This window comes from Kribbella sp. HUAS MG21 (assembly GCF_040254265.1).
Lineage (GTDB): Bacteria > Actinomycetota > Actinomycetes > Propionibacteriales > Kribbellaceae > Kribbella.
This window is the reverse complement of the sequence record NZ_CP158165.1, coordinates 518771-531290: the sequence shown is the minus strand read 5'-3', so window position 1 is coordinate 531290 and position 12520 is coordinate 518771. Positions and strand designations below refer to the sequence as shown.

At 70.4% G+C, this 12520-nt stretch carries 11 protein-coding genes; 5 read left to right on the top strand and 6 right to left on the bottom strand.

The features are described 5' to 3' along the window. Positions 1-46 precede the first annotated feature (46 nt). Positions 47-961 carry a LysR family transcriptional regulator gene (locus tag ABN611_RS02500; RefSeq protein ID WP_350278107.1) on the bottom strand — a complete coding sequence of 305 codons (915 nt, stop codon included), beginning with the start codon at positions 959-961 and terminating at the stop codon, positions 47-49. Positions 962-1076: 115 nt separating this feature from the next. Here ABN611_RS02500 and ABN611_RS02495 point away from each other — a divergent pair, with 115 nt between their 5' ends. Both ABN611_RS02495 and ABN611_RS02490 read left to right on the top strand, forming a co-directional pair. Further along, positions 1077-1820 (top strand): glucose 1-dehydrogenase, encoded by a 744-nt coding sequence (locus ABN611_RS02495; RefSeq protein WP_350278106.1) that lies wholly within the window; start codon positions 1077-1079, stop codon positions 1818-1820. A gap of 37 nt (positions 1821-1857) precedes the next feature. After that, the gene (locus ABN611_RS02490; protein ID WP_350278105.1) at positions 1858-2871 is read left to right on the top strand and encodes an alcohol dehydrogenase catalytic domain-containing protein; all 1014 of its coding nucleotides are present in this window, start codon (positions 1858-1860) and stop codon (positions 2869-2871) included. Between the two features lie 150 nt (positions 2872-3021). On the opposite strand, the gene ABN611_RS02485 is transcribed toward ABN611_RS02490, so the two are convergent. After that, positions 3022-3459, bottom strand: a complete 438-nt coding sequence (locus tag ABN611_RS02485; protein WP_350278104.1) for a DUF6319 family protein — start codon at positions 3457-3459, stop codon at positions 3022-3024. A 122-nt stretch (positions 3460-3581) separates the two neighbouring features. Beyond that, positions 3582-5030: an NADP-dependent phosphogluconate dehydrogenase gene (gene gndA, locus ABN611_RS02480; RefSeq protein WP_350278103.1), complete on the bottom strand. Its 1449-nt coding sequence runs from the start codon at positions 5028-5030 to the stop codon at positions 3582-3584. A 119-nt stretch (positions 5031-5149) separates the two neighbouring features. Between gndA and ABN611_RS02475 the strand changes: the two genes are divergently transcribed. Together ABN611_RS02475 and ABN611_RS02470 are read left to right on the top strand one after the other, a co-directional pair. Further along, on the top strand, positions 5150-8323 hold the full coding sequence (locus ABN611_RS02475) for a DUF2961 domain-containing protein (protein WP_350278102.1): 3174 nt from the start codon (positions 5150-5152) through the stop codon (positions 8321-8323). Then, the gene (locus tag ABN611_RS02470; protein ID WP_350278101.1) at positions 8320-8841 is read left to right on the top strand and encodes an isochorismatase family protein; all 522 of its coding nucleotides are present in this window, start codon (positions 8320-8322) and stop codon (positions 8839-8841) included. Before ABN611_RS02475 ends, ABN611_RS02470 begins: the two co-directional genes overlap by 4 nt. Here ABN611_RS02470 and ABN611_RS02465 read toward each other — a convergent pair. After that, a complete protein-coding gene (locus ABN611_RS02465; RefSeq protein WP_350278100.1) occupies positions 8838-9659 on the bottom strand; it encodes an NAD(P)H-binding protein in 822 nt (273 codons plus the stop codon). The genes ABN611_RS02470 and ABN611_RS02465 overlap by 4 nt on opposite strands. Before the next feature lie 12 nt (positions 9660-9671). Next, positions 9672-10880 (bottom strand): tyrosine--tRNA ligase, encoded by a 1209-nt coding sequence (gene tyrS, locus ABN611_RS02460; RefSeq protein ID WP_350278099.1) that lies wholly within the window; start codon positions 10878-10880, stop codon positions 9672-9674. Between the two features lie 226 nt (positions 10881-11106). Here tyrS and idi point away from each other — a divergent pair, with 226 nt between their 5' ends. Next, entirely contained in the window at positions 11107-11664 is a 558-nt protein-coding gene (gene idi, locus ABN611_RS02455; protein ID WP_350278098.1) for an isopentenyl-diphosphate Delta-isomerase, read from the top strand. Here the strand turns inward: idi and ABN611_RS02450 are convergent. Continuing rightward, the gene (locus ABN611_RS02450) at positions 11641-12516 is read right to left on the bottom strand and encodes an NAD(P)/FAD-dependent oxidoreductase (protein ID WP_350278097.1); all 876 of its coding nucleotides are present in this window, start codon (positions 12514-12516) and stop codon (positions 11641-11643) included. The genes idi and ABN611_RS02450 overlap by 24 nt on opposite strands. Positions 12517-12520 lie beyond the last annotated feature (4 nt).

Genomic DNA, 12520 nt, shown 5'->3' with positions numbered 1-12520 from the left:
GCCGTTTCAGTCACATCCCGTTCACCTGCCGGTCCCGGGACGTCCCTCAAGTTGTTGCTGTCGGCAAGGGGCTGAGGGTACGGCGGGTCTGCTCGAGCAGCAGGCGCAGCATCGGGTTCGCGCTGTGCTTGGGCCAGATCAGGGCCAGCACGTTCGGCTCGGCGTCGACCAGCGGGAGCCAGGTCAGCCGGGGATGGGCGAAGTACGTGACCGTGGACGCCGGGGCGATCCAGCAGCCGTGACCGGCCGCCACCAGGTGCAGGCACTCCTCCGGGGTCCGCGCCTGCGGCCCGAAGAGCGCCCGGGAGCCGTCCGGGCGCGGGTCGATGAACCAGAAGTCGACCACGGCGGGCGGCATCCTGTCGCGCGGGCCGACCACCGGGACGCCGGCCAGATCCGCGACCCGCAACGAGGTCCGCGACTCCAGCGGGTGCCCGGGCGGCAGCGCGACCCAGCGGTCCTCCGGCAGCAGCGGATGGACGGCGAACCGCGGGTCGTCGCCGATCGGCAGCCACAGGAACGCCGCGTCCGCGCGGCCTTCGGTCAGGGCGTCGAGCTCGTCCGGCAGCGTGTGCGAGGCGATCGGCCGGACCTCGAGCTCCGGCGCCTCCGCGCGGAGCGCGGCCTCGACCGCGGGCATGAAGTGCGCCGTACTCTGTGCCTTGAACGCGATCCGCAGCGGATCCGGCCGCCCGGTCGCCGCCAGCCGCGCCTCGGTCACCATCGCCTGCGCGGCCGCGAGCAGCGCCGCGCCCTGCTTGAGCACGACCTGTCCGGCGGCGGTCAGTTCGACGCCGGTCGGGCGCCGTTCGACGAGCGGCGTACCGACCACGCGCTCGAGCTGGCGGATCTGTCCGCTGACGGCCTGCTGCGTGAGGTTCAGGGTCCGCGCGGCGCGGGTCATGCTGCCCTCGGCCGCGACCGCTTCCAGTGACTGCAGCAGCCGCAAGCTCAGGTCCACGGCCTCCATCGTGCCACAACGATCCGTTGTGCCCCGCCCAACAAGACTCTGTTTCCTCCGTGGGCGGCGCGCGCAGGACGATCGAGGCAGGTCACTTGATGGGAGAAAGAAGAGCATGACGCTGCAGGGGAAGACGGCGCTCGTCACCGGCTCGTCGAAGGGGCTCGGGCGGGCGATCCTGCTCCGGCTCGCGGCCCAGGGCGCGAATGTCGTGGTGAACTACTCGCGCGACGAAGCCGCAGCGGCCGAGGTGCTCGACGCCGCGAAGGCCCTCGGCGTGCGGGCGATCGCGGTCGCCGCCGACGTGTCCACGGTCGATGGCATCCAGCGGCTGTACGACGCGACACTGGACGAGTTCGGGCGGCTCGACATCGTGGTCGCGAACGCGGGCATGGAGAAGGTGAACATCCCGGTCGCGGACGTCACCGAGGACGACTTCGACCTGCTGTTCCGGGTCAACACCAAAGGGCCGTACTTCGTGCTCCGGGAAGCGGCGCGCCGGATCGCCGACCACGGCCGGATCATCACGATCTCGTCGAACACCACCACGGTCCCGCAGCTGGGCGTCGGGCTGTACGGCACCAGCAAGGTCGCGACCGGCTACCTCGCGCGGGTCCTCGCGCTCGAGCTCGGGCCGCGCGGCATCACCGTGAACACGATCGTCCCCGGCCCGATCGACGGCGCCGGGATCTTCACCGACCCGGCGAACGACGAGTACAAGCAGAGCCTGATCGCGATGGTGCCGATCGGGCGGCTGGGCACGGTCGAGGACGTCGCCGGGATCGCGGCCTTCCTGGCGAGCGACGACGCCGCGCTGATCACCGGCCAGCAGCTCGTCGCCGACGGCGGCATGCACTGACTTCGCACCCGCGTATTCGAAGGAGAACACGAGAGAGATGACAGGAACCATGCGCGCGGCCCAGGTCCAGCAGGCGGGCGGCCCGTTCGTCGTCACCGACGTACCGATCCCGGAGCCCGGCGCAGGGCAGGTCCGCGTACGGGTGCACGCGTGCGGGATCTGCGGCGGCGACGCGATCCCGCGAAACGCGCTGTTCGGTACGACGCTGCCGCGGATCCCAGGCCACGAGATCGCCGGCGTCGTGGACGCGGTCGGTGCCGGCGTCACCGTCTGGGAGAGCGGACAGCGGGTCGGCGTCGGCTGGTCCGGCGGGGTCGACTTCACCTGTGAGTTCTGCCGGCGCGGCGACTTCACGAACTGCGTGCACCGGAAGATCGTCGGAGCGTCGTACGACGGCGGGTATGCGGAGTACGTCGTGGTGCCGCAGGACGCGGTGGCGCGGATCCCGGAGGGGCTGAGCTTCGCGGAGGCGGCGCCGCTGATGTGCGGCGGGATCACCGCGTTCAACGCGTTGCGGCACGCGCACGCGGGGCCGGGGGACACCGTCGCGGTGCAGGGCGTCGGCGGGGTCGGGCATCTGGCGATCCAGTTCGCGGACAAGATGGGCTTCCGGACCGTGGCGATCAACCGCGGCCGGGACAAGGAGAAGCTGGCCCGCGAACTCGGGGCGGACGAGTACATCGACAGCACCGAGGGGGACGCCGGTGAGGCTTTGAAGGCGCTCGGCGGTGCCGCAGCGATCCTGGCGACGGTCTCCCGCGCGGAACTCCAGTCGGAGCTGGTGAAGGGCCTGCGCCCGAACGGTCAACTGATCGTGCTCGAAGGCGGCGACCCGATCGAGGTCACCGGCCACGCGCTCGCGGACGGCCGCCTGTCGGTGTCCGGCTGGTACTCCGGCGTCGCCCAGGACTCCGAGGACACCCTGAACTTCGCCGTCCTGAAGGGCATCCGCCCCATCATCGAGACCTACCCCCTGGACCAGGCCGAAGAAGCCTGGCAACACCAACCCAAGGCCAACCTCCGCATCGTGCTCACGACGAAGGCCGACTAGCTCCGCCGCAGGTTTCAGAACCCGTCCGCAACCACCTCACACGGTTGCGGACGGGCTCTGCATTTTCTGCCCGTGGTGGTCAGGGAAGGTGACTACCACGGGGAGTCGGGACGGCCGCGCCCAAGAATCGGTCCAGGGCCCGGCCGGGACCTAGTCCAGCTCGGCCAGGGCCTTGCGGGCTGCTTCGAGTTCGGCTTCGAGGGCGGCGACCTTGGCGGCCTGCTGGGCGCGGGCCTCCTCGATGACCTCGTCGATCGGGGTCGACAGGTCCTCGTGCAGCTCCTTTGCGGCCCGGGAGACGGCGGCGGCCGCGACGGCCAGGTCGCGCGCGAGGTACGTCGAACCCTGCTTGAGCTCGGCGCGCCACTCGCCGTCGGCGGTCCCGGTGACGGTCAGCGTGAGCTCGATCGTCTTCGTCTTCTTCCCGGCGGCCTTCTTGGCCGGCGCCTTCTTCGGCTTCTCGGCCACCGGCGCGGGCTCAGCGGTGCCGGTGTCCGCGGAAGTAGCTGCCGGGGCAGCTGCGGTCACGGGACCGGTGAGGTCGGGAGTGTCCAGCGGCGCTTCTGCTGCCAGAGTGTCTACAGTCATCGTTGCGGCGATCTCCTTCTGAACATCGCCCGCAGTGAGCGGGCCGGCGCTGTGTGAACATTAGAACATATGTTCGATCACAGCGCCAACCCGCCTGACGCGTCAGCGTCTCCGTGTCAGCGTCAGCTCTGCGACTCCGAGCGGTCGCCGGACCACTCGAGGTGGAAGCTGCCCTCGCGGTCGACCCGCTTGTAGGTGTGCGCGCCGAACAGGTCGCGCAGCCCCTGGATCAGCGCGGCCGGCAGCCGCTCCGCCCGCAGCCCGTCGTAGTACGACAGTGCGGCCGAGAACCCGGGCGCCGGTACGCCGACGGTCGCCGCCGTCGCGACCACCCGGCGCCACGCCTCCTGCCCGCTCGCGACCGCGTCCCGGAAGTAGTCGTCGACGAGCAGCGACGGCAGCTCCGGGTTCCGGTCGTACGCCTCCTTGATGCGGTCCAGGAACCGCGCCCGGATGATGCACCCGCCGCGCCAGATCGTCGCCATCGCGCCGAGGTCGATGTTCCAGCCGTACTCGTCGCTGGCGGCCCGGATCGCGTCGAAGCCCTGCGCGTACGCGACCAGCTTCGACGAGTACAGCGCGTGCCGGACGTCGTCGACGAACGCGTCCCGGTGCGTTGTGTCATGGTCCGCCTTCGTGTTCGCCGGTCCGGGCAGGGCGCCGGCCGCCGCCTCCCGCCGTACGACGTCACCGGACAGCGAGCGGGCGAACACGGCCTCGGCCATACCGCTGACCGGGATGCCGAGGTCGAGCGCGGACTGCACGGTCCAGCGGCCGGTGCCCTTCTGCTCGGCCTGGTCGAGCACGACGTCGACGAACGGGCCGCCCGCGGTCGGGTCGGTCTGGCTGAGCACCTCGGCGGTGATCTCGATCAGGAACGACTCGAGGTCGCCGGTGTTCCACTCCCGGAACACGTCGGCGAGCTCCGCGGGGGACAGGTCGAGGACGTGCCGGAGCAGGTCGTACGCCTCCGCGATCAGCTGCATGTCGGCGTACTCGATGCCGTTGTGCAGCATCTTCACGAAGTGCCCGGCGCCGTCCGGACCGACGTGCACGCAGCACGGCTCGCCGTTCACCTGGGCGGAGATCTTGGTCAGCATCGGCTCGAGCGCGGCGTACGACTCCGGGGAGCCGCCGGGCATGATGCTCGGGCCGTTCAGCGCGCCCTCCTCGCCGCCGGAGACGCCGGAGCCGACGAAGTGCAGGCCCTTCTCCTTCAGGGCGGCCTCGCGGCGGCGGGTGTCGGCGAAGTGCGCGTTGCCGGCGTCGACGACGATGTCGCCCTCGTCCAGCAGCGGTACCAGTTCGTCGATGACCGCGTCGGTCGGGGCGCCGGCCTTGACCATGATGATCACCTTGCGCGGCTGCTCCAGCGACTCGACGAAGCCCGCCAGGTCCTTCGACGGGACGAAGTCGCCCTCGGAGCCGAACTCCTCGACCAGCGCGTCGGTGCGGGCCTGGGAGCGGTTGTGCAGGGCCACGCGGAACCCGTTGCGCGCGAGGTTCCGGGCCAGGTTGCGTCCCATCACCGCGAGTCCGGTGACGCCGATCTGGGCTTTGGCAGAACTCATCGAATCTCCTGCGGTCTCAAGTTGTGTGCGGGGTCAAGTCTGCCTGAGGCCTTCTCATCGGCAAACATCGGTGGTAAACATCTCAGAAATCGATTTCCCGCGACGTGGAAAGGCCGCCCATGCTCCGTCGTGTCATCGCTCTCGCCGCCTGCGCGCTGCTGGCGTTCCCCACCACCACCGCCTCCGCGGCACCGTCCGCTCCACAGGCGGGCGGCGGCAACGGCCCGGTCGGCTGGGACGTGTACCGGAACCTCGACCGGCTGCCCGAGCTCCAGCCCGGCGTCCGCACCAAACAGTTCTCCAGCTTCGGCCGCGACGGCACCAACAACGACGGCTTCGACGGCGCGTACTCCTGCCTGCGGACAACGGCCGCCGGCTGCGTGCTCGCCGAGGACAGCGGCCCGGGGGAGGTCGCCGCGATCTGGTTCACCCGCGACGGCGGCGACGTCACCCGGACCGGGACGATCACCGTCGAGCTCGACGGCAAGCAGGTGCTGCACGGTTCGCTGCAGGACATCGTCGACGGCAAGCGCGGTGCGCCGTTCAGCTATCCGCTGGTCGCGAACGCCGTCGAGACCAGCGGCGGCGTCTACATCCGCGTCCCGATGCCGTACCGCTCCTCGATGCGGATCACCACCCAGAGCAACCCGTACTTCTACCACGTCGGGTACCGCGAGTTCCCCGACGCGAACGGCGTCCGGACCTTCGACCCGAGCGACAAGGCCGAGGACGTGCTGGCGCTGCTGACCGCCTCCGGCACCAAGGACCCGAAGCCCGCGCACCCGGAAGCGCGGACGACGAGTACGCCGCTGAATCTTGCCCCGGGCAAGCAGATCACGCTGGCCGACGTCCGCGGCCCGGGCGAGGTGAGCGCGCTGCGGCTGAAGTTGCCGGACATCGTCGGCCTCGACCTGCAGAGCGTCGCGGACGACGGGCGCGCGTTCGTCGGCAGCAGCAAGTTCACCGTGAAGATCGACCCGGCGAACACCGGGGTGAAGCTGACCCGCCGGATGGACCTGCGGATCGGCAACCAGCGTGCGAGAGTCCTGGTCGACGGCGCGCCGGCCGGTGAGTGGGCGCCGCTCAAGGCGCAGGGCGCCCAGTGGCACGACCAATCCGTGGACCTGCCGGCCGCGCTGACCGCCGGCAAGTCGCAGGTCACGATCACCAACGAGTTCGTCTCGTCGGACCTCGACTTCAACGAGTTCCTGTACTGGGTCGACTCGACGGTCGGTGGTCAGCCGAAGCGCACCGACACCCTCGACGTCGGGCCCAAGCACCTCGCCGACGAGCAGGCGCACGGCTACGCGATCACCCAGCAGAACTGGAGCGGTGAGCACGCCATGTCGTACGCCGCGACGGAGGCGGACGGCGCGCGCGTCAAGCCGTCCGACACGCTGCTGGCCGGTGTCCGCGTCCAGGTGACGATCGACGGCCGCAAGCGCGTCGACGCCCCGATCGGCGAGTTCTTCGGCTCCGGCCTCGGTGAGAACCCGGTCCGCTCGCTGTTCTTCGCGATGGACCCCGACGGCTGGTACTCCTCCTGGTGGCCGATGCCGTACGCCGGCCGCGCGACGGTCACGCTCGTCAACACAACGACGTACGAGCTCAAGGGACAGGCTGAGGTGACAGCGGCGCGCGACGTCCGGAAGGCCGTCGACCTGGCCACCGGGAAGACCGGCTACTTCACCGCGATCTCGCACCGCGGCGAGCCCACGCACGGCGACGACTGGACGTTCGCCGACGTGGCCGGCCGGGGCAAGTTCGTCGGCGTCTCGCAGACCATGGAGGGTCTGCTTGCCGACGGCAACACCCGCGGGTACCTCGAGGGCGACGAGCGGGTCTCCGTCGACGGCGAACGCACGCCCGCGATCCACGGCACCGGGACCGAGGACTACTACGAGTCCGGCTGGTACTTCAACACCGGGACGTACTCGACGCCGTTCCACGGCAACTCCGCGCACGAGGTCCGCGCCGGGTTCTGCACGCACGAGTGCGACGGCGCGTGGCGGCTGCACATCACCGACGCGATCGGCTTCGAGAACCAGCTCGACTTCACCATCGAGCACGGCCAGCAGAACGACCACCCGGCGATCTACGGCTCGACCTCGTTCCTCTACACCGCGGCCGGATTCGGCGCGCGCGAGACGGACCGCATCGACACCGGCTCGACGGCGAGTCGCCAGCAGCACGGATACACCGACAACGGAACGCAGGCGGACCTGAGCTCGGTGTACGAAGGCGACCACGACAACCTCACGCTCACCGACCAGGTCCGCTCGACCTCACAGCCGATCCGCTTCGGCGTGAAGACCGATCCGGCGAACCACGGCGTCACCCTGCGCCGGACGAGCGACCAGAAGACCGCGGGCCAGTCGGCGCAGGTGGTGGTCAACGGCAAGACCGTCGGCACCTGGCTGCAGCCGCTCGGCAACACCCACCAGCGCTGGCTCGACGACAACTACCAGTTGCCCGCAGCGATCACAGCCGGCAGGGACCGCCTCGACATCGAGCTCCGCCCGTCCGGGCCGGCGTGGACCGCGTCGTCGTACGTCGTCCAGTCGCTGGTGCGGCCGTACGCCGACCAGCGGGCGCCAGGCGCGGTCACCGGGGCACAGGCGACGGGCCGCGCCGACAACGCGATCAACCTGACCTGGAACGACGTCGGCGACGACAGCGGGATCGCGCAGTACAACGTGTACGGCGCCAAGCCGGGCGGGACCGAGAAGTTGCTCGGGACCTCGCCGCTGCCCGGGTTCCTGCACCGCGGCCTCGGGCTGCACGAGACCTGGACGTACCGGATCGCGGCCGTCGACCTCGCGGGACACGTCGGAGCGAGGTCGGCCGCGGTGCAGGGGACCAGTGGCAGCACGCTGCGGATCGAGGGCGAGTCGATGCTGCCGCCGGTGTCGTCGACGGTCCCGGTCGACCCGCAGGGCAACTGCTGCGGGGTGAGTTGGTCCGGCGGTGCGCAGGCGTGGATCCACGGGACGAAGGCGGGCGACAAGACCGTGCTCGGCTTCTCGGTCCCGACCGCAGGGTCGTACGACTTGTCGACCGTGCTGACGAAGGCGGCCGACTACGGGATCGTCGACGTACAGATCGACGGCAACAGCGCGGTCAGCTTCGACGGCTACCAGGGCTCGGGTGTCGGTACGCAGACAGTCGGGCTGGGGACGGTGCAGCTGAGCGCGGGCAGTCATCAGCTCGTCGTGACCGTTACCGGCAAGAACCCGGCAGCAATCGGCTATCTCGTCGGAGTGGACGTCCTGGATCTTAAGCTCGCGACGTGAACCCTCTGGATCCTCGTCGTACCGCACTCCTCCTGATCGACCTGATGCCACGGATCATCGGGCTCGGCACGGCACCGCTCAGCGGGCCGGTCGTGCTCGAGCGATCCGTGGCACTGGCCGCGGCCACCCGGTCGGCCGGCGCGCTGGTGGTGAACGTCCGCGTCGAGCGGCCGGGTGTCGAGGTGCAGCCGGACGGCAGCGGCTTCGCGCCCGAGGCCGCCCCGCGGCCCGGCGACCTGGAGATCGTCAAGCGCACGATCGGGGCCTTCGGCCGGACCGCGCTCGACGCCGAGCTGCAGTCCCGCGGCATCGCGAACGTCGTACTGGCCGGGATCGCCACCAACTTCGGCGTCGAGTCCACGGCCCGCGCCGCCGCGGACCTCGGCTATGAGACCTTCTTCGTCACCGACGCCATGACCGGCCTCGACGCCCACGCCCACGACTTCGCCGTGTCCTACACCTTCCCGCGCCTCGGCACCCTCTGCACCAGCACCGAGTACCTCGCGGCGCTGGGCTAAGCGAAGGACGCCGCGTTCTCCCGGACCCAGGCCTGGAGGGTCCGGGCCGGGCGGCCGGTGACGTCCAGGACCGTGCCGGTCACCGAGGTCTCGTCGATCGTGCCGTCGCCGAAGAAGCTCTCGATCGCCTCGGCGTACGGCTCGGGCATCGACGCGTGCAGGGCGTCGTGCGTCTCCGCACGGGTCATCGGGTACGCCGTCAGCGGGCGGCCGATGCCCTCGCCGAGGATCGCGACCTGCTCCACCGGCGTGAGCGCGACCGGCCCGGTGAGGCGCAGTACAGCGTTTTCCTGCTCGCCCTGGAGTGCGTGCGCCGCGACGTCGCCGATGTCCTGCGGATGGATCGTCGAGACCGGTACGTCGGGGAACTGGACGCGGATCTCGGTGCCGGCGCGGACCTGGTCGAGCCAGCGCAGGGTGTTGGACATGAACGAGTTCGGCCGCAGGAAGGTCCACTGCAGGCCGGACGCGCGGACTGCTTCCTCGGTCGCGAGGTGATAGGCGGCGACCGCGTTCGTCACCTCACCGTCGAGCGAACTGCTGGACAGTACGACGACCCGCTGCACGCCGGCACGCACTGCGTTCGCGAGCAGCTCATCGAGCCGGTCGTAGCCGCTCAGCAGGAAGATCCCGGTCACACCGTCCAACGCGTCCGCGAAGGTGTCGGGCCGGTTCAGGTCGCCGTACACCGGGTCGATCCCGGCCGGCAGCTCCCTCGGCGACCGGATCAGGGCGCGCGCGGGGACGCCCCGCGCCGCCAGTGCCTGCACGACCGCACTGCCCGCGTTGCCGGTCGCGCCGGTGATCAGCATCGTCATGCGCACAACCTTTCACACCGTCGGTGCAGGACCGCGGGTGACGCGGTGCCAGGTCCGGCCGCCCGATTTGAGGACGACCGCGGTGCTGAGGTCGACGGCGGCGGTGGGGTCGTCGATGCGGGTGCCGTTGATCGTCACCGCGCCCTGGCGGAGCAGGCGGCGGAGCTCGGAGTTGCTGTCGTCCGGGCGGACCGCGCGGAGCAGGTCGAACGCGGTACTGACCTCGCCGGTGACGACGACCTCGGGCATCTCGGCCGGTTCGGAACGATCGGAAAACGTGTGACGGAACGCGTCCAGCTCTTTCCGGGCCGCGCCGGCACCGTGGTATCTCGTGACGACCGCGGCGGCGAGCCGGAGCTTGGCGTCCCGAGCGGCCGCACCACCGGCCGCGGCGGCGTCGCCTAGCGCGGCGACGTCGTCCAGCGACAGCTCGGTGTAGACCTTGGCGTACGTCGCCACGAGGTCGTCCGGGATGCTCATCAGCTTTCCGAACTTGTCCCGCGGGCTGTCGGTCAGGCCGATGTAGTTGTTGAGCGACTTGGACTGCTTGGCGCGGCCGTCGATCCCGGGCGTGATCGTCGTCGTGAGGACTACCTGCGGCGGCGCGCCCAGGCGTTGCTGGAAGTGCCGTCCCAGCTGCTCGTTGAACAGCTGGTCGGACCCGACGATCGTCAGGTCACTCCGCATCGCGAAGCTGTCGTAGCCCTGCAGCACCGGGTATACCAGCTCGTGGACGGCGATCTCCCGCCCGGCGGCGACCCGCTCGCGGAACATGTCGCGGCTCATCAGCTGCGCCTGCGTCACCTGTCCGAGCAGTCCCAGCAGCTCCGCGACCGGCATCGCGTCGTACCACTCGGAATTCCGTCGTACCTCGAAGACTTCGGCGTCGGTCCGCAGTACCAGGGAGACCTGCTCGAGGAAGGACGCGGCGTTGGCGTCGATCTGCTCGGGGGTGAGCACCGGGCGCGTCTCGGAGCGCCCGGTCGGGTCGCCGACCCGCGTGGTGAGGTCGCCGAGCAGGAACACGACCCGGTGGCCGAGGTCCTGCAGTTGCCGCATCATCCACAGGTTGACCGCGTGCCCGAGATGCAGGTCGGGTGCGGTGCAGTCGACGCCGTACTTGATCCGCAGCGGGCGCCCCGATTCCAGGCGTGCGCGCAGGTCGTCCTCGCCGACGATGGTGTCGGTGGTGCGGCGTAACCGGTCGATCACAGCGTTCATGAGGTTCCTCTCGGACAGGAGGCACCTCGTGAACCAGTGCGCCTCCGGCAAACGGAAAGAGGCAGGAACCGGACGGTTCCTGCCTCGGAGGCTCTGGGTGGAGCGACTGCGGGGACTACCGAACGCCGGCTCCTCCCAGAGCCGGTCGATAGGTCACGCAGTGCTTGGTCAGACTCCGAGGCTAGCAGCCGCCGGTACGGCTTCGGAATCCGATTAGGCTCGGGGTGTGATCGACGAGCGGGTTGTGCTGGTGGACGAGGGCGGGCGCGCGATCGGGACCGAGGCGAAGGCGACGGTCCACCACGCGGCGACGCCGCTGCACCTGGCGTTCTCCAGCTACGTCGTCGACGCGGCCGGACGGGTGCTGCTCACCCAGCGGGCGTTCGGCAAGCCGACGTGGCCCGGCGTCTGGACCAACAGTTGCTGCGGGCATCCACTGCCGGGCGAGCCGCTCGCGGACGCCGTCCGGCGCAGGCTCGCCGACGAGCTCGGGATCGTCGTGGACACGGTGGAGCTGGTCCTGCCCGAGTTCCGGTACCGCGCCGAGATGCCGACCGGCGTGGTCGAGAACGAGCTCTGTCCCGTGTACCGGGTGTTCTGGACCGGTAACCCGACGCCGAACCCGTCCGAGGTCGCGGCCTACCGCTGGGCCGACTGGGACGAACTGCGGGAGGTCCCCGGCCTCTCGCCCTGGTGCCTCCTGCAACTGGATCAGCTCACCGGACAGCCGACGGACTGGCCGCTCGCCGACCCGTCGCTCCTACCACCCGCCGCCCAGGTCTAGCTCCAACAGATCGTTGTGTACGGCGACCGCCGTCGTCGCCGCATGCCCCGCCGCCGCAACCGCCAGCAACGCAGGCGCCGCCGCCGTACCGACCGCGTAGACGCCGGGCACCGTGGTCCGCCCACCACCGTCCGCCACAATCGCCCCGTCAGCCAGCTGGCACCCCAGCCGCTCGGCAAGATCGCTCTGCTGACGCTGCCGCACCACAACAAACACCCGCCGCGCCCCCAACACCTCCCCACCTACCAACCGAACCTCAACACCCACCCCTACCTCGGTGACGCGTTCGGTGCGGAACTTCACCCCGGCTGCGGCCAGCCGGAGCTCCTGTGCGTCTGTGAGTTCGTCGCCGTCCGTGCACAGGATCACCTGGTCGCTCCAGCGGCTCAGTAGCAGCGCCCGCGCCACCGACCGGTCCGGCGCGCCGCGCCAGCCCAGTTGCACCAGCGGATGGTCGCGTACCTCCCACCCGTGGCAGTGCGGACACGCCACCACATCCTGGCCCCACCGCTCAGCCAGCCCCGGCACGTCCGGCAGTTCGTCCCGCAACCCCGTCGCGAGCACCACCGCCCGCACCCGCTCACCGTCCACGACGTACCCGTCGTCGTCCGCGATCACGTCCTCGACGCGCACATCCCGGACCTCAACGCCGTACGCCGCGAGCTGCTTCCGGCCCGCCGCCAGCAGCTCACCCGGCGCGAGATCCTCCACACCGAGGAAGTTGTGCACATGCGACGCCATCCGATTCCGAGCGCGCCCGTCATCGAACAGCACCACCCGCCGGCACGCCCGACCCAACGTCAAAGCAGCCTGCAGCCCCGCCACACTTCCACCGATGATCGCGACGTCCATACGA